Consider the following 20,525-nt stretch of genomic DNA (forward strand, 5'->3'; position numbering starts at 1 on the left):
GAACGAGCTAAGCCGCGATTTCCAATATTAGGCGTCCCCATCAATTCAACGGTGGGCTTGCCTCAATGCCGGTAAATTAAGGAGTTTCAGATTCAACGCATTTCCCCGTAGCAGCTGCCGAAGGCTGCGTTCGGCCGCGTAGCGGTCGCAAATGGGTGATAGCGGTCTACCTGAAAGGACGAAGTTTGCCATCTTACGAGTGCTGCGCACTCGGACGCAGCCTTCGGCAGCTGCTACGGGGGATGTGCGCAGCCAAACGCCTTGACTTACCGTCATTCGGGCTTGCCCCAGTGCTCTCAAGCAAATTGCAGTGGTCAACTAATACCGGACACCCAATCGCCCCCATCAATTCGACAGTGGGATTGCCCTGATGCCGGTAAGTTAAGCCGTTACGCGAACCGTAGCAGCTGCCGAAGGCTGCGTTCGGCCGCGTAGCGGTCGCAAATGGGTGACTGCGGTCTACCTGAAAGGACGAAGTTTGCCATCTTACGAGTGCTGCGCACTCGAACGCAGCCTTCGGCAGCTGCTACGGGGGAATGTGCGCAGCCAAACGCCTTGACTTACCGTCATTTGGGCTTACCCCTGCGCTGGCTACGGCTCGCTAAACTTGTAGTAGGCGGTGCATGTTTCACCCGCCGTTGTCGCCTTCAGGAAAGCACCAAGTCATGCAACAACACAGCTACCAATTACTGGAAGTCGCCCACGGCAAGCCGATCAAGCTCTGGACCCAAGGCGTTCCCGTTGAGGCAGAAGCCAGGCAGCAATTGATGAACACCGCAAAGATGCCGTTCATCTTTAGGCACCTGGCCGTTATGCCGGACGTTCACCTGGGTAAGGGATCGACCATCGGCAGCGTGATTCCCACCGTGGGCGCGATCATTCCGGCAGCGGTCGGGGTCGATATCGGCTGCGGCATGATCGCTGCCTGCACCTCGCTGACCGCCGCCGACCTGCCGAACAACCTGCACGGCCTGCGCTGTGCGATCGAGAAGGCCGTGCCCCATGGCCGCACCTGCGGGCGTGCCGAGAGGGACAAGGGCGCCTGGGATAACGTGCCGCGCCCGGTCGATAAAGCGTGGTCGGCACTGGATGCCCGGTTCAAGGCCATCACCGACAAATACCCCAGGCTTGCCACTACCAACAACCGCAAGCACCTGGGAACTCTGGGAACCGGCAATCACTTCATCGAGGTTTGCCTGGACGAGGCGAATCGGGTCTGGTTCATGCTGCACAGCGGCTCGCGTGGCGTGGGTAACGCCATCGGCAATCTGTTCATCGAACTGGCCAAGGCCGACATGCGTCAGCACATCGCCAACTTGCCGGACCGTGACCTGGCCTACTTTGAAGAAGGTAGTCGACACTTCGCGGACTACGTCGAAGCGGTCGGCTGGGCCCAGGACTTTGCCCGGCAGAACCGTGCACTGATGATGCAGTCGGTGATTCTTGCGGTGCGTCAGGTGCTTGGAAAACCCTTCGAGGCGGCACTGCAGGTGGTGAACTGTCATCACAACTATGTGCAGAAAGAGCGACATTTCGGCGAAGACATCCTGGTGACCCGCAAGGGCGCGGTGTCAGCAAGGAAGGGCGAGTTGGGCATCATCCCCGGCTCCATGGGCGCCAAGAGCTTCATCGTCCGAGGGCTGGGGAATGAGGAATCGTTCTGCTCCTGCAGTCATGGCGCCGGTCGTACCATGAGCCGTACCCAGGCGAAAAAAAGCTTCACCGTCGAAGACCAGATCCGCGCCACCGCCCATGTCGAGTGCCGCAAGGATGCAGCGGTCATCGACGAAATCCCGATGGCTTACAAGGACATCGATCAAGTCATGAACGCCCAGCGCGATTTGGTGGAGGTGCTCCATACGCTGCGCCAGGTGGTGTGCGTCAAGGGATAGAAAGCGATAAGGAAGAACATGAAACCCGGTTTGAATAGCAGCTGATTTTAAAGGGGGGGCTTGGGCGTTATTTGAGGTGGGTGGCAGAAATTTTTGCGTACGTTTCGCTATCGGTTGTGGCGAGAAGGCGTTGGCCATTTTTGAATTGAACGTAGAAGGTGATGTGCTTTACTTTTCCGCACAGCAGCAGGCCGGTGACCAGCCCGACGGGGCCAAGAACCAGAGAGCCGGCAAGGCCCCAACGGATGGCGCTGCCTTTGTCGGTGACGATCTCTTCGCTCGAGCACTCGAGGATTTTCAGTTTTGAAATTGGAATATTCAGTTCGCGAGACGGATTAACTGAGGATCTTAAAATGAACATGCCGTCACGAAATTCGGCATCACCTGCCAGGAAATCGCCAGATATCACCATTATTCGCGACATGAGTTTTCTTCTTTTGATTTTGCTTGAAATTAGCTGTGCTACTGGGCTCCAAGACCCTTTCAGAGTCAATCGACTTGCGACAAAAGGTGAGCGACTTCGTCCCATTGTGCGTCGAGCTTGCTGCTGAGCTGTTCGCGCCGGTTTCAGGCGGCGGGGAAGGTGTCCGGTGCCGTAAATGTTCGTGATCGCCGCGGACAGTCACACCAGAGCGGCTGCAGCACTCTGACGCACCAGTCGCTCAACGAAGAACTCCAGATGCCCCCGCGGGGCGGTTTGCAACGGCCAGCGGTTAACTTTCTGCGCAAGGGTCTTGAATGCAAGGGCGCCCCTGGAGCGTGGAAAAGCCTCATACAATGCACGATGGTTCTTCAGTGCCTTGACCATGCTTTCTTCATAAGGCAAAGCGCCGGCATAGTGTAAGGAGACGTCAAGGAAGTTATCGGTAATTTTCGTGAGCTTGCTGAACAGACTGCGACCTTGCTGCTGGTTGCGCACCATGTTGGCCAATACACGGAAGCGGTTCATACCGTAGTCGCGATTAAGTACTCTGATGAGTGCATAGGCGTTGGCGATCGAGGTCGGCTCATCGCACACCACCACCAGCACCTCCTGCGCCGCGCGGACGAAGTTGACGACTAAATCGCCTATTCCGGCCGCGGTGTCGATTACCAGGACATCCAGATCATCCTCAATATCGCTGAAGGCATGGATCAGTCCGGCGTACTGCGCGCTGGTCAGATTAAGAATGTTCTGACTGCCGGGGGAGGCCGGGACGATACGGATTCCGCCGGGCCCTCGAAGTAGCACGTCGCGCAGCTCGCAGCGCCCTTCGAGCACGTCGATGAGAGTCTGATTGGGGGGCAGGCCGAGTGAGACGTTGACATTTGCCAGGCCTAGATCGCCATCCAGCAATATGACGCGTCGGCCAAGTTTAGCCAGAGCCAGCGACAAGTTGACTGCCACACTCGTCTTTCCTACACCACCTTTGCCACTGGTTACCGCGATAACCTGTACGGGATGCATGCTGTCCATGTCATTCTCACTCTATTTGATTTGACAGCTGTTTAACTGGATTAAGCCCCGACGTTCCGCTATAGCGCTGTAGAGTGTTTGCCCATGCAGTAAGCGTTAGAACAATCAAGCGGGTTTTTATAAGCGATCAGCAACTGCCCAGCGGTTCGACAAGAATGATCAAGCGTATTAATAGACATCCTTTGACAGGAGCGTGAACGGGGTCTTGATCAAGATTTTTATATCAAGCCACAGTGACCAGTTATTAATGTAGGCAAGGTCCATTTCGACGCGCTTTTGCATCTTGTCGATGGTTTCGGTTTCGCCCCGGCAGCCGCTGATCTGGGCAAGTCCGGTGATCCCCGGTTTAATCCGGTGGCGAGCCATGTAGGCGCTGATTTTTCCGGTGTAGTAGTCGTTATGGGCAACGGCATGAGGGCGCGGCCCTACGAGTGCCATATGGCCTTGCAGCACATTGAAAAACTGTGGCAATTCATCGATGGAAGTACGGCGTATGAAACGCCCCACAGCGGTAATCCGCGAATCTTGACGGCTAGCCTGCTGGACATGCCGGTCATCATGTACACGCATGGAACGGAATTTCCAGACGTTGATGATCTTGCCGTTCCAGCCATGACGCGCCTGCTTGAAAATAATGGGGCCCGGGGACGACAGTTTGACCGCGACGGCAATGAGCAACAGCAGTGGGCTGAAGCCGATAAGGGCCATGAGCGCCAGGCCACGATCCAGTAACGCCTTGCTAAACGCCGCGGTGGGGTAGCTGGTCAGTGGGCTTTCATTGAGATGTATGGCGGGTAAGCCATCCACCTCGCTCACCGAGTGATTAAGAAGAGTCATGCTGTTCAGGTCAGGAACCCAGACGACATCGACATTCATATCAAGAAGGTCGATATACAACGCTTCGATGTGTTGTGCTTCACTTAATGAGAGGGCAATGTACAAACGCCGAATATCATGAGCGGTGATCAGCGTACGCAATTCATCTAACTGACCCACGATTCTGGATGAGCTGGCGCCAATCAGTTCGTTGGTCGGTTCGTCAGGTGTGGCACTGACAAGGCCGACCAACGGCACAGATTCCAGTCGGGACAGTGAGTCTGCCAGTTTCAGTGCCAGTCCATTGGTGCCTATGATCAACGTGTTGTGCTGGCGGTTCAGCTGGCGATGATAGAACTTTGAAAAGCTGTGCATTGGAATATAAAGCAGGGCCTGTAACCCATACCCCAGCAATGCCCAGGTTATTATGATTTCACGGGAGAACAACTCACCGGTTTTGCTGAGGAAGCCGATACTTGTCAAACCGGCCAAGGTGATCAACCAGCCGATAAGAAGCCGTGCCAGGCCGCTCAGGTAACCATGCTGTTTATGATAGACCTGCATCAGTGAGTAGGAGGGAACCGACCCCAGAAGAAACAGGACGGCAAGCACGCGGTAATGAGAGCCGACTTCTCCTGTTTGGTAATAGGCGAGCGCGAACAGTAGTGCAATGACAAAACCCATTGCAACGGCCCATTGGCCCCAAAAGGTAAGCCCTTTATAGACTGATTTCCGGTTTATACGAGTATGTAACAAAGCGCAAACCCTGTGGTATTTTTTTTGCCTGATTATGGACGGCTCAAAATAGCGAGCTGCACACGCTCGTCCATGCCTTACTTCTGTTGTCTTCCTGGAGCAGATAGGTGTTTGTGTTCTGTACACATCATCAAGTTCGGCCGGAGCGACAACCTTGAATCCGACTGGCTTAGTGTTAGCCTGCGCTTTGTTGGTTTGGTATGTTTAATAGTAAGCAGCAGGCGCAGAAGCGTCTGTATGATGCTTTGATATTAATGGGTTGCTTTCTGCAGCGTCTGACGTTTTATAACGGCGACAATGATGTGTAGTGCTGCTGAGTGTTATAAAAAGTCAGTCTGCGGGAGTGGATAAAAGGTTAATCGCGCGAGCGTAATAACCTTGGTGGTGGGGGAATGGAAGGCATGCTTGAGTAGAAAAAGGATAATAAAAAAGGTCAGGGTTTTATGTTTTACTTGGGGGGTAACCGCATTTATTATTGTTGGAATCTGCGGTCTTGTTTGATCAGCAGGTAATATTTACTTTTTGAACCAGGCAATAGCCACGGTTTCGCACGGAGCGGAACAGGCGCTCCCCATTAGCGGTATCGCTGAATTTTTCTTGCAGCCTGCTCAGACACATTTCAAGGCCGCGGTAACGCTCAGGATCTCTATTGATGCCCTGGATCAGTTCTGTCTTGCTGGATACTCGCTGCTCATTGGATAGCAGTTGTTTGAGCAAGAGTGTTTCAATGCCAGTGAGCGAAATTCTTTTCGCCATATTGGACAGTGTCCGCTCCTCGGCATTGAACGACCATGTCTCGGGATTTTTGTACGGCTTTTTAAGGAGCTCTCCCTCCTCGGCCAGTACGCTCTCGTCGGGGTTGAGTTCGGAGGAGGGGTGCGTGTGCCCAGGGCCCGGTGATTTGAGTTTTTTTCTCGCCAGGAAGTCACGGGTAAAAATTAAAAGCTGTTTATTTACCGGGATGTTATCAAGCATCATTCTAGTCATGGCAAATTCAATCCTTTATTTGCGAATGCCTTGGAGGGGGAGTAATAGTCTCCCTGAAAGAAATCAAACGGCAGGCTTCTTGCCAGTACATGATGGTGTTCAAGCTCTATTCGCTCGGCAATGAATCTGACTTTCTTTGTATGAGTCATGATGTTCATTTGGTCGTAGAGTCTATTGAGTAGTTCTGGTGTGGCGTTGAGCTTTTCACTCAGGTCGTTTTTTTGCAGATCAACTATCAGGTAGTTGAATATGTTTGGGGTGCTCTGGGTCTTGGTGCTGCCTTCGAGTAGGCTGTAGCTCGAAAAGGCGATGTCTATGCCGCTATCTTTTAGCAGGTAGATGTGGCTGATAAGGGTTCTCTTCTCTTCAGTCGTGCTGAGGGGGGATGAGAATTCATAAATACTGACTGTTAATATTTTGTCATGTATTTTCAGTGCGTCACTGACGCGGGTAATATACTCTATCAGTACGGTATCTAATAAGTTGCGTGACCCTATGGAAATAAAAATTCTGCCAAAGGTATCAGGTATCAAAGGAGCGGGCTGCACCATTGATGAAGTTGCTGTCAAGTGAGTCTGAGTGAGTTTTTTGCTGCGAGTGACATCCAGTAGGGCAGCTGAAAGTGTTCGACATACCTTTAGGGCGTCGAAATTCTCACCTGCGCCGTGTGCCTGTATCCCGCAGCCGAACAACGTGTCGTCACGCTTGAATATTGACTGTCGAAATAACTCTGTGTTGGGACTGTCCATAGTGGCGAATTTCTCGTTAACATCCATTTGTCTGTTATTTAGTCATGGGTAGGTTGTATTTTTACGATATAACGCCCCGGCACAATCGATAGCCATAGCCACGCACGTTTTGAATGGCATTAATGTCATAGACCTTTTTTATCTTGCCGCGCAGTCTGCTGATTGTTTTTTCCAGGGCGCGCGGGTCGTAAAATCTTACATTCCAGTCTAGAGCTTTTGCGATATCGTCATGACTCAAAATATGTTCTTGCGCATTGATCAATGCGTCCAGAATTTTCATTTCTGAATAAGAGACTTCCAGTTTTTTTGCATCCCCGCATAGGCAGAGGCGTGCCTGGTCCAAAACCAGCTTTATTTCAGACTTCCACTCGGGGTTCTGAAATAGTTCCGGGAAAAAGTTTGTTTTTTCATGAGGGTCGACAGGCAATTTAATGCAATGATCGGCGCCGGCGAGATAGCACTTGACTTTAGTGAGCGACTTGGTGTGTGTGAACACTATAAAAATTCGTGCCAAAAAATTTTTGAGCCGAATTTTTTTAACAAGTTCAATGCCTTCATTAAAAACGGACGGGGCGTCGATTTCAATGATTATCGCATTGGCGGAACTTATATTGGGGGCCTGCTCCAGGGGGGGTGCAGTAGCTCAATGCGTCAACGTGTAAAGTGTCCGATACAATAAGCAGTTTTAAGTTCTCTGCCAAAGCTGCGGTGCGACCAAAGGCTAAAATGGCTGTCCTTTGCTCTTTGAATGTGCGTCCTGCATCAATCATGTGATCTAACTCAAGTACTTAGCGGTAGCGGCACAATAATATTGCCACACAAGTTTAACGGTGCATCTGACAATTTATAACATTTTTACCTGTCAAACCCTTTGCCAGGCGGTGTAACCCAATGCTCCTCAAGGTTTTGAAAATAGCGGTTTTAAAGCGCTATCCGAAATTTTTCAGGCACATACCCTACAGATATTTTTGCTTATTTAACAGTTCGACTTTCAGCTTAGAGCTTGGGTATCAATCGCCAAGGCGCAGCGGCCATCCAAAATTGGCTCGTCTTAAGCCTCTGAAACGACAGGCAATTTTCCCGTCTGGTATGGCTCCTATGCTCAGGCATGACCGGGAAACCCACAGCGTGCCCCAGTGATTACTGACTGTTTTACAGCGTCAGGATACTGTCGATTTTATTGACGGAATTCCCAGCCTACTAATTTAAACAATGTCATATAGCCATCATTGTTGCCAGGCGCATTTTTCAATCGATATCAGGTTTCAGAAGCGCGCGCTCGTTATGCCATGTCAGCATGAAAACTGACCGATCCTGCATGATGCTTATCTTGGAGATCATCGGTGCGTCTGGATAGCGTATCAATTTAACCACACAATTGTATTCGCCTGACATGACGGAACGACGATGCTATCGGACTGTTAGATAGGAAGTTGCAAGGTAAGCCTGGATGAGTCTCGATTGTAGGGCGATTGATCCAGAGCTGTTTTCACTGTCGTGTTGAAACCCATCTCAGGACCAGGCGGGTGTCGATGCTGAAATGCATGGCAGGCTGAGCATAACAAGGGCAAAGCGTGCATCTCGCTGCTACTAGCGCGTCCAGCGCCACGCAATCAGCAAGCCGAGCAACACGCCGACGCCATTCGCCAGGGCGTCGTAAGCTGATGCCGTGCGTAATGGCATCAGTTCTTGTGCATATTCGATCAGGATCCCCGTGAGTAGGCAACCCAGTGCGATCCAGCGCAGCTTGACCTGTAAAAAGGCCAGCCGGCAACTGAAGGCCAGAGCGAAAAAGCCAACCAAATGGTGCAGCTTGTCCTGCTGGGAAAAGGTTTCGGGGATCGGTTGCGCGCGCAATCCGGCTGTCAGCAAGGCCACACTAATGCCGATGAAAAACAACCCCCGTACCCAGAAGGGGAGTTGTGTGGCACGCGCAATCGACAGGCTCACTCAGTGATCTTCTCAAAGTTTTTATAGAAGGCATCGCCGTTGCGGCCATCGGTCATGGTGTGCAGCGAATACTGGCGGTTAAGGCGCGCGCCACCATCGCGGGTCAGCGGTGCCCAGATCAAATTGGCGCGACGCATGGTGGAAACGCTCATCAACTCGTCGAAGGGGACCGAGATATAGATACCTTTGTCGAAGCTACCCTCACCGAACTCTGCTGCTGACGCGGTGGTGCGGGTGACCCAGCCACCGAACTTCACGCCGTTACTGAACTCATGGGACAGATCGATCGTGGTACCCCAATCGCGCGCCAGGTAACGCCCGACACTGACCGCCGCCTGCAAATCGAACGGCAGCTCTGTATAAGCAGTGACGTGACCGGTCAGGGTCCTGTATCCGCGCAGGCCAAAGCCCTGGTCAAACGCACGCTGGCGTACATAGTTCAAATCAGCACCCAAGGCCCAGCGCTCGCCCATGGGGCGGTACAGCAATTCACCGCCGACGCCGGCGAACATTGACTCCAGATAACCGGCATACACCATGCCATACAAGTCTTGATCCAGTTGCCTGGCGTGGTTGAGCTGAAATGTCGGCATCGTTACATCAGAAGTCGTGATGTACTTGCGCAAATCGGTTCGCACTCGGGGCAGCTTGCTCGGTGCGTCGTACTTGAAGTTATCGAAGTTGTTTATGAGATTGGCGCTTACGACGCCGCTTGTCCACGTGTTGCGGGTAAAGCGGTATTCTGCGTCCACATCGGCGGTCAGCTGGTACAGCATGCCATCAGGACCGCCAACGTTTTGCTTGTAACCCAATCCGAAACCATAGGTAAACCGTTCTGGTGCCTGGGTGTACAGAGTGTTTTCAATGTGTGGGGTGGCCCGGTTTACTTCGGTGGTGCGGTGCAGGTCTGTAAGGTCTTGTTGATTGTTCACCACGGCCCGGAAGGTTTCGCGCGGCACACTGGTTTCTTCCACGGGCATGTCGTAACGCTTGTTCACCAGGGTGAACCAGTCGATTTCGTCATTCGCGCTGTTGTCCAGAATCCGGCTGGCCCGGCCCACGCCTTTGGCCGAGTAGAAATAGCGTGACTGCTCGCCATACACCATCAGCTCGGAATCGCGCTGAGTAATGCGTTCGACCTTATAACCCGCGTTGTTTTCCAGTCGTTTGGAAACCTCGGCCCAGTCGACCTGATTGAGCGGCATAGTCGGCGCGTGTGCTGGAAGCGCTTCGACAGCGGGATCGTAGCGCTTGACCGGCGCCTTGCGGCTGGCGAAATTGGTATGAACCGTGATGCCAAACAACGCGGTATTGCCGCGCTCCCAGCCCGCGGTCAAATCGACAGAGTCACTGAGCTTGTAGACCGCCCCAATGTTAATGGGGGAGTCCTGCACCTGGTTATTGCTTTTCGGTTCGTGCTTGTAGTCGTTACCGTCGAACTCGAGTTTCAAGCTCAAGGGGGCCCAGGGTGTTTGATAGGCTACACCGCCAAACAACGAGGGCGAGCCGCGAAAATACGCGTTGGTATTGATGTCGCCCGCAGTCTCGCTGACTGGGCGTGTATCAAAGCGCTTACTGACGTGTCCCAAAGGGTTGTCGAAATCCCCCCGGTTACCGATGTAACCCCAGGCAATGCCCAGGCTGAAATCCAGGTTGTAGTAACGCTTGTTCGCCACAAAGTATTCGCTGGAAAACAGGCCGGTGCCACCGATATCGCGAAAGCCGAGCGCGACCTCGGGCAGCCAATGGCTTTCTTGCCAGAGGCGGGCCTTTGCATCGACCGCTTTGTCTTTATAACTCTGGTTGCCGCTGAGCGACTCGGACCCGTACTTACGGTTGCTGATGGCGGTATAACGGAAACTACCTTCCAGCCAATCGAGGGGCTGTAATGAAATGCTATAGCGAGAATAAGGGTCCGTACGGTTGGCGTTCAGGCTGAATTCGCCGGCCGGTGCCATCCGGGCGGTAGGCGTTTGCAACAAACCCACGCCACCGAAATCATTCTGGGTAAAACGCGGCTCGCCATGAGCCAAACTGCAGGGCAACAACACTACGGCTGCAAAACATAACTTCAAGGGGCCACCTCGACCAGCGGTTGGGTGGCGAGAAACTCGGCCAGCTGTTCATTCAAATCGGGCGTGGGCAGATCGGGACTATCGTTTCGCACAGGCACCAGAATCGTGCTGCCCGCGGCGGCAATCACCCCATCCTCGCGGTTCCAGGCGGCGATGCCGACTCGCTTGACCTGGCCATCGGGATGAACCAGCCACAGGTAATCGGCCTCTGCGTCGGCGAGTGGCAGACAGCTTTTGAGATATTCATGGGCTTGCTGCAGGGCGCGATAAGGCAGCTTGCAGGGTTTTTCCACCGCGCCCAGGACAGTGACCGTCGTCGGACGCAGGGGGTAAATCAGCTGGTCACCATCATTGAGCGAGTAATTGCGGGCGAACGCGACCTCCAGCGCCACGGGGTCGAGCACCGCGACTTTGCGGCCGGTGACGGGCAGTCGGCTGACATCTTCATACAGGCGCGCAGCCAGGGCTGCAAGGCTGCTTTTTTCTTCCAGCAAGGCGCCGCGCTGGACCATTTTCAAATCGAACAGCACGCCGGCTTTAAGGCGGCTTTGCTGCTCCAGCAGCGGCTGGTGCAACCAGGCGGCGGCCAGCCAGTAACTTTCGGCGTTCGGGCGGGCCTGGCTGACGGCATCGAGCAAGCGTGCGCCTGGCTCCAGCGTGAAGGATCCGGCGTTTAGTACATCACCCGTCACCGTGACAGCGGCCTGAGTCATCGCAGAACTGGCCAGCAACAGGCAAGCCGACAGCGTTTTCGAAAATCTCACCGGGCCGTCTCCCGGTCAGGGCGCAATTGCACAATCTTCAAGAAAAGCTCCGGCGTGAGATGTTGTTCGCTCTGCAGGATCAAGCCATCGCCAGGCCTGACCCAGAAACGGTTGGTAGCGTGGAATCCCAGCTCGGGTATGTCGATGCGTTCGTCTATGCGCTGCAACGCATAGTCCTTGTCCAGGATGGTGACAGTTTCGATGGCCTGTCGACTGAAACGACTGTTGACTGCCAGTCCGACCCGCTGACCCTGGTAGAGATCTATCCAGCGGGTACTGCTGTAACCGTCGGGCAAGCGTTGCAAGCCAAGCTTGAACGGCGACTCGCCGTCGAAGCGTGTGCCATCGAGATTGATATCCAGGCCGACGCTGCGCACAGCCAGGCCGTCGCGCATCAACAACACCTGCTTGCCGGAGGCGACCCAGAACTCCAGGTCGTCCTGCTGGCGAAGCTTTGCCATCACCCCTTCGCTAGCGTTCGTGGTGACCTTGATCTGTGCATAGGGCACGGCCTCCACTTGCGCCGCAGTTACTGCTAGCGGCTGGACGCCCAGTGCGGAGTCTTTAAATGTATCCAGCGACGCCTGCATCAACGGATTGCAGCCACACAGTAGTAAACCCATCGCCAGGCATGAGCTGTTACGCAAAGTTTTCAACGCTTATCAAACCTTATCGGCTGCTAGCTGCACTGATGTCGTTTTGAGCCGCTGCTCCGGTACCCAGGATGGTCGCGGAGGGTACCAACTGGCTGATCAAGCGGTTCCAGCGGGTCACCCCGGCAGGGCCGACGTAGACAATATCCTGGGGTTGCAGATCGAAGCGACTGGCGAGGGCAAAAGCGGTAGGCGATTCGGCGTCCAGCTGAAAGACTTTTGCCGGCTCGGTTTCAAGGTTTTCGGCACCCCGAATGACATAAAGCGCATTGCCATTGGACGTGGTCTGGTTCAGTCCACCGACTGATCCGACCGCATCCGCCAGATTCATCCGATTGATTTTGAACGTGAGCGCCCGTGGCTGGTTGACCTCACCCATGACGTAGATCTTTTTACGGTCATTGTAGGGAAGGTACAACTGGTCGCCGTCTTTCAAATAGACGTTTTGCAACTGCGAGCCTTTGCTGTTAAGTGCGTCCAGATCCAGCCGATATTGACGCCCGTCGCGGGTCAGCGTCAGACCGGAAAGGTCGGCATTCAATGGGTCGACATTGGCGGCGCTGATAGCCTCGACGACACTGGCCGGCGAAGTAGTAATGGGCTGTGGAGTGGCGTTTAAAACAGCACCGGAAACAACTACTTTTTGACTGGCAAACCGTAAAACGCTCAAGTCAACCTGGGGGCTGTCGATGTATTGTTTCAGGCGATCAGCAATAAAAGCGCGCAGCTCTTCGATGGTTTTACCCGCTGCCTGAACATTGCCAACATAAGGATAAAACATAGTGCCGTCCGGACGTACAAGACGGCCGTTGGCATCAATTTGTTGTTGTGGCCCCGACGGCGCAGTCAACTCCGGATGATCCCACACAGTGATGTACAGCACATCGTTGGCGCCGATCCGATAAGCCCCCGGATGGAACGCCAACAACTCGGCCGGCACCGAAACGTCCCTTTTTGTCGCCATGTTCTGAGCAATCAGTTTGGGCGTTATCGGAATCAACTCGACCCGACTGCTTTCCGGTGAGCCATCGTTCACTATTCTACTAGTGTCCAGGTGTTGACCGGGTGCGAACATACAGCCTTGCAGGGCAACGCCTGCAAGCACAGCGAGCGACAAACTACGAATCATGATGGGGGACACTTGTGGAGGGAACACATCAAAACTCAACCACCCGGATTGCTCCGGGTGGTCGAAGACTATCGACCTTGGGGCGCGCTTAGCGGGTAGTACCGGTGGTTCCGGTAGTGCCGGTGGCGCCGCCATTGTTTCCGCTACCGCCACTGGATGACAGCGCAGCGGCCCCAGCTGCAACAGCGACGCCAATACCGATGGCAGTCGATGTGGTAACGCCACCCAAGACACCTGTCGGGGTGGCCAAGGGAGTGCTTGTTAAGGGCTTAGTCGGTGCGCTTGTAGAAGGAGATACCGCGGGAGGCTCAGCAGCCAGGGCGCAGGTACTTAAAGCAAGCATTAGGGCGGAAGCGAGTAGTTTGGTCATGGAAGATTCCTTTTGATGCATCGTCTGTATTTGCGGTGATACTCAGAAATGTGAGTGCAAGGCAACGAGCTTTGAGCGTCCGGTAGCTTGAAGCATAGTCATGGATTCGGGCCCGAATAGAGCGCCGTTCCGGGTCTATCTTCAGTGGCATTCATTTTGCGTTTATTGCCCCTAGAATACCTGTGTAGGACGCCTGACATGTCTGACGTTTTCTAACATGTTCGCTGGTCTGCCTCTCGTTAATGGGTATGTGGTGCAGAACTTTATAGTCTGGTAGAAACCGCCAAAGCCAACAGCAGAAGACTAGGGAGCCTTGCTGCCGTGGAAAGCGCGCTAAATACACACATCGCTTTTTTGCCATGTGTGGTTTATGGATCGCTTACGAAAGAATAATCACTGAGGGTTTTTAGAGGTAGGACGTGTATGAATGGCAAGCTAGAGCTGCTTGAGAAGAGCTGTATCAGGGGCATTCGGATTTTCACAGGATTTCTACTCTATGGAAATCGCCAATGCAGAAACGCTTTCACGCCCTGCCATACTTGTCTTCAAAGCGCACTATATCGTCTTCACCCAGGTAAGAGCCGGACTGGACCTCAATCAATTCCAGAGGGATGACTCCCGGATTTTCCAAGGCGTGGATCTGGCCAATGGGAATGTAGGTGGACTGGTTTTCCGTGATCAGATAGGTCTTGTCGCCATTGGTTACTTTGGCGGTACCGCTGACAACGATCCAGTGCTCGGCACGATGATGATGCATCTGTACCGATAGCTTGGCGCCTGGCTTTACGGTGATGCGTTTGACCTGGTATCGGTGACCATTGTCGATGGAGTCATATACCCCCCATGGGCGATATACCTCGCGATGGTTGATGTGCTCATTGCGTGAAACCGTCTTCAATTGCTCGACGATCTTCTTTACGTCCTGTACATGGTTCTTGTGGGCGACCAGGACGGCATCCTTGGTTTCCACTATCACAAGGTCATCCACGCCGACAGTCGCTACCAGGCGGCTATCCGCATGCACATACGTGTTGCGCGAATGCTGGTCGAGCACATCGCCCTTGAAGACATTACCCTGCTTGTCCTTCTTACTGACCTCCCAGAGTGCCGACCAGGAGCCGATATCGCTCCAGCCTGCATCCAGCGGCACCATGACCGCATCGGCGGTCTTTTCCATCACCGCATAGTCGACGGAGTCCTCCGGGCAGGCGGCAAAGGCCGTTTGGTCGACACGCGTGAAGTGCATATCCTGCGAACCACCGGCTAAAGCCTCCCTACAAGCTGCCAGAATGTCCGGTCGGTAAAGCTGCAGCTCTTCCAGATAGCGGCTGGCGCGGAACATGAACATCCCGCTATTCCAAAAATAGCTGCCGCTAGCCAGATATTCCTGTGCGGTAAGCAGGTCAGGTTTTTCAAAAAAACGGTTCACCGCGAAACCACCGGCATCAACACTGTCTCCTTTCTCGATATAGCCGTAGCCGGTTTCCGGATGAGTGGGGACAATCCCGAAAGTCACTAGCTTGCCGGCCTCCGCCAGCGGCAAGGCCGTCCGGATACTGGCCTGGAACGCTTGAACATCCTGTATCAGGTGATCCGCCGCCAGCACTAACAGTATCGGGTCTTCAGTTTCGCTGTAGACCTGCAATGCCGCCAAGGCAATGGCCGGTGCGGTATTACGGCCGACTGGTTCGAGCAGGATATTGGTCTGTTCGATACCCAACAGGCGCATTTGTTCGGCGGCGAGGAAACGGTGCTGCTCGTTGCAGATAAGCTGTGGTGCCGCGGCATCGAGTCCCTCAAGACGTTTTATTGTGGCCTGCAGCATGGAAAAATCGGTATCGGCCAGCGGCAAAAACTGTTTCGGGTTAAGTTGGCGCGACAGTGGCCACAGGCGGGAGCCATTGCCACCGGCAATGATGACGGGGGTGATTTGGGCGTTCATTTAGCTGTTCTTCCTGAACTCAAAAAAATCGGCGCACTTGTCATCAACAAATGCTTTGAACTCTGTCTTGAAGCGTTCGGTGGAAAAACGCTCGGCGTGATGACGGATGGCTTCAGGGTTGAATTCGAATTCGGTTTCAAATCTCCTGACTGCCTCCTGTATTGATTGTTCGCTTTGTTCGCTGAAAAAAAGGCCAGTTTTGCCATCGATAACGGTTTCAAGGGCGCCTCCTTTGCCGAATGCAATTACAGGCGTGCCGCAGGCTTGTGCTTCAACCGGTATAATTCCAAAGTCCTCTTCTGCAGCGAAGACAAAGGCTTTGGCCCGTTGCATATAATCACGCAGCACATCAAATGCCTGATAACCCAGTATGGTTACATTGCTGGTCGCAGCCAGTTTAACTTTGTCGTATTGAGGGCCTTCACCGATTACGATCAGTTTCAGGTCAGGCATACCTGCGAACGCTCGAACAATCAGGTCCATTTTCTTATAAGGAACCATTCGAGAGGCCGTTAGGTAGAAGTCCTCCTTGTCTTTCTTTAGAGGGAACTCGCTAATTGCGACATTCGGGTATATGGTTTTTGAATCGCGGCTGTAGACTTTCCGAATGCGACGGCCAATGTAATCGCTATTTGAGACAAAATAATCTACACCGTTCGAGGTCCGGTGATCCCAGTTCCTGATTTTAAAAAGTAACGCGCGCGCTATCCAGCCTTTAATCCCCTTATCAAGGCCTGCTTCACTCAAATATTGATTTTGCATATCCCACGCGTAGCGAATGGGTGAGTGGCAATAACAAATATGTAGTTGGTCGGGGCCGGTAATGACACCCTTGGCAACAGCATGGCTGCTGCTAATTATTAAATCGTAATCGGAAACGTCTAGCTGCTCTATGGCGAACGGCATCATCGGCAAGTAAGACTGATATTTTGTTTTTGCTTTTGGTAGTTTTTGAATTAGCGTTGTTTTAGCGAACTTGCCGTTTATTTTTAATCGGTCCTGGGGGGAGAGAAAGTCGATGACCGATACTAAATCAGCTTGAGGCCAGATATTTATGATCTCGGCGAGCACTCGCTCTGCACCTGCAAAGGTAACTAACCAGTCATGGATGATTGCGACTTTCATATTTTGCCTTTCTGCGGAGTGACTCTGGATTGTTTGAACGCGTGTTTTTTTCAGGTGATCCGGAAGGATTTAGTTTGGGTTCGAATTTTTATTAAATTGGTTGTGGTTGCCTAAGGAAGGTCTGAGGTGCCCACCGATTTTTGATGCCCTCTTTGTTTGAGGTTTAAAAATGCTGACTTGCTCGAAAATCAGACCTTTCCTGCCTTTAATCCAGGTTGCTTTTCTTTAATCTCGCTGCTTCAGATCGATTAGTCCGCGTTACAGGTGTACCTCTCCTGTATTCAATAATCGTTTTTGCGCTGTCCATAGATTCGACAATACGAATAGCGTCGCCTGCCGAGCGATGTTTTTCGACAAGCCACGAAAGCATAATTTCGTATAGCCAAACTGACGCTTGATCACCCGAGGCGAATGTTCAGCCTTGGCCTGTACTTGCGATTTCGCATATTCGATCTTGCATCGCAGATGGCCGATCAAGCTCTTTTTAGCGTCTTTTTATACGTGCGGGGTAGTGCGGCAATCGACCAGATCAACCTTCGATGCTGATGCTCAGGACGCTGTAACCAAACCAGTTCTGCATCAAATGCACCCGCAACATGGCCATAAACAACGGATACGCCGGACGACCGCCTTCACCCCTTGAATAATGCGGCTCGATCAATTCAATCAAGCCCTTCCATGGCACGATCTGATCCATCTCGATCAGGAAACGCTCACGGTGGGTTTGCTTACGTTTGCCAGCTTACTTGGCATCGGCGGGACATCTGTTTCATCGGAGCTCAACCGTTCGATTCGTGAGGGGAGTCTTTTTCAGCGTTTGCTTGGGGCTTTTATTTCGGAGTTTTGTTTTTATCAAAAATGCCAGTGGTAGAGCTGAAATTATTGCGTATTGCCCGCCACCTGAGGTAAATAAATTTACGACAAGTACAAATGGAAGGAAAGCACTAAAGATAAGGTAGAGCGGTGTCCACATTATTTTCCTTCTATAAACTAATCGATGTAGAAAGCCTGTGAGACCTCCAAAAAACAAACTCGCTAACGCTCCACCAATTGGCCCGAAATCATACAGTATCGGCCCGAAAAACGTCGTATATACACCTGGCCTCAGTACGGATTTGGCAATTATTGGTTCAATGTCCGCTCCTCCAAAAATGCTGACGATTATTTTGGCAGGTATATATAGGGTTTGAAGTCCGAACGTTGTCATCTCATCCGTGCGTGCTGCTAGATAAAAAAATTCGTACGACCCATGCAGTATGTATTGGCAGAAGTTAACGGCTGAAAATAAAAAACCTGACAGTATGTTTGTGTCTTCATGGGTCAAATAGGTTACTACTGAGTCGCTTGCTGGAGCGAACATAGCGTAACCTGATGTTTGCATTGACTTGATGGGATCAAGTCCAATTTGAATTGTTCTCTCCCAAAATATTGATCCGCCAAACCAAACTAATGCTGCTGAAAGCACAAGGCCTACTATTATTTTTTTTACGTTAATATTTAACGTTCCGGTTGTTATTATTGATATTGTAAATATACTCAGATACATTACCAGGCTACTTCTCGTCCCTTGGAAGGTGACGTCAAATAACGGATTGAGTAGGGAGATGAATATCATTGGATAGTGGGCGCGGTGACGAAGTCCCGCTGAGCGGGACAGAAAAATAAAGAATGGTAAGAAAAAAAGAAATGAAGATAATAACGACCCAATTAGTGCCACGCTGCCTGATCCGCCGGATGAGATCATCTCCCGATTAGCCATGAAGTCTGTACTTATTGCTCCACCGGACCGAATAAAAACTCTTTCAAAGCACCGTACCAATAATCCAAAAAAACCTAGAGCGAAAATTGTGTTGACTAGGCTGTGCATTTTGCTTTTGTTGAACGAGATATAAGAGAAAGACCCGCTTTTTCTTCTGTATCCAGCTATTAGGCCAAGAATAAATAATGCGTTGTATAGCGGAAAGATAATTATTGATTTTCCATCCCCTTGAAAATTAAAATCAATTGGAGCAATAACCCAAAGAAGCAGATAAATTGATAGACCTATAAGGTAGATCTTTAGTGGATGAAGAATTTTGAGTTTTGCCGGAAAATCGTTCATGTTTTTTCGCTTGGAATGACTTAAGGGTTTATGCGGTCTGCTGTTTCTTTCTAAGTACGCAATAGTCAGCCCTCTCGAGGTTGAAGTTTAGAGAAGAAAACGGGGCTGGAGATGAGGCGATTATCGTTGGTGTGGAATTTATGCTCAATCATTGTTGTTTCAGAATATCTGTGGTGCCACATCTCCAGCGTATTAGTGCGCTATCTTGTTATTTTTCTTTTACGGTATTGTCAGTGGTATTGATAGAATCTGCGTATCTTAAGTTTATACGCATGTTTGAGCTACCTCCAATAGGGTGTTGGCTACTGAGCGGACGTTATCTGTCGCCATGACTGCGGGCATGTTTAATGGGTCCGATATTATGCCCGGGAAGCTCGTTGCATAAAGTCGCTGGATCAATCGCACGCGCTCTTCATCATTGGCAAGAGTAAATTGATTCATTTCGATTCGTCGAACTACTTCGGTGATTTCTGTGGGTTTTCCGATCCGTGCACAACCCGGCCCTTCTTCTACAATGCTGGGACCAATTTGTACTAGCGGTTTTCCGGACAATACACATTCCACAGCAACAGTGCCTGTGACGGTGCATATGAGATCCACCTTGTCGAATACAACTGCCATGGTTTCATGAAGGGGGATCGGCGATACTTTAGGATGGGTGTGCAGTACTTCGAGCAGCTCGTCACTAAGTTCGTACTTGGCCTTGGGATTGACTTTTACCCATAGATGCCAGCCGATGGGCAAAGCGTCCGCAAGTTGAGCAATGAGTTTGGGTTGATCACGAAACTCTTGCCCCCAGAGGTCAATGTTCGCTTCCGGCTGCAGTTGCAAGGGATAGAGTGCAAGACGTTGTCCCTTGCTCTCCTTCGCCTTGGCGGTAGCAATCCGTTGCCAGGTTTTTAATCGTTGCTGTATCTGCCGGTCAAGTGACCATTTTCGCCATGGGGCCGGTGTATTGAAACGCTCGCCAGACAGATATCCACGCAATATGGTCAAACGATCTTTCGTTGAACGAGGCAAGGGGAGAGTCCGTTCAGGTTCTAGACCGGAAGGTGGAATCATGTAGTCGGGCACGCGTTCGCGCTTACGAATGGCCTCAGCAAGTGCAAGACAATCGGCTTCGCTCGGCAATTCATTGTTATGCTCAAGCGGTACTTTACTGTCATATGTATAGACTGAGTAACGACCACTTGGATAGCCCAGCATACAGGGGTGGAAATAAGGAATATTTCGGCGGCGACACGCGTCAATGACGATTAACTCATGAAATAGAGTGCTCTCACCGATCACCACCTCTGGTCGCTCATGATCAAGCCATCGATCAATGGCTGTCTTGTAGTAACGATAGTGCCGGTCGTCGCCGCCAAAGTAATTGATATAGCGATCGGCGCGCCTGACTCGATCTAAGCCATTTGCCTGTCCAGCATCGCTCAAGTCGGTACGGCGAGGAAAGGGTATTGTGAGTATGGCATCCCCGGGAGGCATAAATACCGGGTTTTGCACCAACCAAACGACACTGTGCCCTAGTGAACGTAGTTCATGAGCCAGAGCGATCCAAAATACTGTTTTGTAGCGATTTTCGATGAAGGCGAATTTCATTGTCCCTGATCAGCCTTTTTTGTCAGTTGTCCGAACCCATTATTGGGAGTGCAGAATAGGTACAGTGCCAAGCAGTGGTACAAGAGGAGATTTCTAGATAATTTTCTGCAAAAAAAGTTTAAGTTAATCTTTCCAGTACGAACACGACAGCTTGGGCGCGT

Annotated in this window: 16 protein-coding genes and 1 pseudogene; 1 reads left to right on the forward strand and 16 read right to left on the reverse strand. The window is 51.8% G+C overall.

The window, feature by feature from the left end:
• The first annotated feature begins 665 nt into the window (after window positions 1–665).
• The gene (locus tag AC07VR_RS16000; RefSeq protein WP_495011782.1) at window positions 666–1,892 is read left to right on the forward strand and encodes an RtcB family protein; all 1,227 of its coding nucleotides are present in this window, start codon (window positions 666–668) and stop codon (window positions 1,890–1,892) included.
• A gap of 67 nt (window positions 1,893–1,959) precedes the next feature.
• Here the strand turns inward: AC07VR_RS16000 and AC07VR_RS16005 are convergent, their stop codons facing one another.
• The 16 genes and pseudogenes from AC07VR_RS16005 to AC07VR_RS16080 all read right to left on the reverse strand — a co-directional run bounded on the left by AC07VR_RS16005 (window position 1,960) and on the right by AC07VR_RS16080 (window position 20,364).
• Window positions 1,960–2,316, reverse strand: a complete 357-nt coding sequence (locus AC07VR_RS16005) for a hypothetical protein (RefSeq protein WP_495011783.1) — start codon at window positions 2,314–2,316, stop codon at window positions 1,960–1,962.
• A 198-nt stretch (window positions 2,317–2,514) separates the two neighbouring features.
• A complete protein-coding gene (locus tag AC07VR_RS16010) occupies window positions 2,515–3,348 on the reverse strand; it encodes a MinD/ParA family protein (RefSeq protein ID WP_494994791.1) in 834 nt (277 codons plus the stop codon).
• A 168-nt stretch (window positions 3,349–3,516) separates the two neighbouring features.
• A complete protein-coding gene (locus tag AC07VR_RS16015; protein ID WP_494994792.1) occupies window positions 3,517–4,920 on the reverse strand; it encodes an undecaprenyl-phosphate glucose phosphotransferase in 1,404 nt (467 codons plus the stop codon).
• 501 nt (window positions 4,921–5,421) lie between these two features.
• Window positions 5,422–5,907, reverse strand: a complete 486-nt coding sequence (locus AC07VR_RS16020; RefSeq protein ID WP_495011784.1) for a winged helix-turn-helix domain-containing protein — start codon at window positions 5,905–5,907, stop codon at window positions 5,422–5,424.
• The gene (locus AC07VR_RS16025) at window positions 5,904–6,656 is read right to left on the reverse strand and encodes an EAL domain-containing protein (RefSeq protein WP_495011785.1); all 753 of its coding nucleotides are present in this window, start codon (window positions 6,654–6,656) and stop codon (window positions 5,904–5,906) included. Before AC07VR_RS16025 ends, AC07VR_RS16020 begins: the two co-directional genes overlap by 4 nt.
• Before the next feature lie 61 nt (window positions 6,657–6,717).
• A complete protein-coding gene (locus AC07VR_RS16030; protein WP_494994795.1) occupies window positions 6,718–7,152 on the reverse strand; it encodes a winged helix-turn-helix domain-containing protein in 435 nt (144 codons plus the stop codon).
• 1,094 nt (window positions 7,153–8,246) lie between these two features.
• The gene (locus tag AC07VR_RS16035) at window positions 8,247–8,555 is read right to left on the reverse strand and encodes a VanZ family protein (protein ID WP_495011786.1); all 309 of its coding nucleotides are present in this window, start codon (window positions 8,553–8,555) and stop codon (window positions 8,247–8,249) included.
• 47 nt (window positions 8,556–8,602) lie between these two features.
• A complete protein-coding gene (locus AC07VR_RS16040; RefSeq protein WP_495011787.1) occupies window positions 8,603–10,681 on the reverse strand; it encodes a YjbH domain-containing protein in 2,079 nt (692 codons plus the stop codon).
• Window positions 10,678–11,445, reverse strand: a complete 768-nt coding sequence (locus AC07VR_RS16045; RefSeq protein WP_495011788.1) for a capsule biosynthesis GfcC family protein — start codon at window positions 11,443–11,445, stop codon at window positions 10,678–10,680. Before AC07VR_RS16045 ends, AC07VR_RS16040 begins: the two co-directional genes overlap by 4 nt.
• Window positions 11,442–12,101, reverse strand: coding sequence for a YjbF family lipoprotein (locus tag AC07VR_RS16050; RefSeq protein ID WP_495011789.1), 660 nt, complete (start codon window positions 12,099–12,101; stop codon window positions 11,442–11,444). Before AC07VR_RS16050 ends, AC07VR_RS16045 begins: the two co-directional genes overlap by 4 nt.
• A gap of 13 nt (window positions 12,102–12,114) precedes the next feature.
• Window positions 12,115–13,227: a polysaccharide biosynthesis/export family protein gene (locus AC07VR_RS16055; protein ID WP_495011827.1), complete on the reverse strand. Its 1,113-nt coding sequence runs from the start codon at window positions 13,225–13,227 to the stop codon at window positions 12,115–12,117.
• 893 nt (window positions 13,228–14,120) lie between these two features.
• Entirely contained in the window at window positions 14,121–15,539 is a 1,419-nt protein-coding gene (locus tag AC07VR_RS16060; protein ID WP_495011790.1) for a mannose-1-phosphate guanylyltransferase/mannose-6-phosphate isomerase, read from the reverse strand.
• Window positions 15,540–16,664, reverse strand: coding sequence for a glycosyltransferase family 4 protein (locus AC07VR_RS16065; RefSeq protein WP_495011791.1), 1,125 nt, complete (start codon window positions 16,662–16,664; stop codon window positions 15,540–15,542). It abuts the gene before it with no gap.
• Between the two features lie 258 nt (window positions 16,665–16,922).
• Window positions 16,923–17,370 (reverse strand): annotated as a pseudogene (locus AC07VR_RS16070) (transposase).
• A gap of 63 nt (window positions 17,371–17,433) precedes the next feature.
• On the reverse strand, window positions 17,434–18,765 hold the full coding sequence (locus AC07VR_RS16075; protein ID WP_495011792.1) for a hypothetical protein: 1,332 nt from the start codon (window positions 18,763–18,765) through the stop codon (window positions 17,434–17,436).
• A 264-nt stretch (window positions 18,766–19,029) separates the two neighbouring features.
• Window positions 19,030–20,364 (reverse strand): hypothetical protein, encoded by a 1,335-nt coding sequence (locus tag AC07VR_RS16080; protein ID WP_495011793.1) that lies wholly within the window; start codon window positions 20,362–20,364, stop codon window positions 19,030–19,032.
• Window positions 20,365–20,525: the final 161 nt, after the last annotated feature.

Source organism: Pseudomonas sp. GW821-FHT02H09, assembly GCF_059421425.1.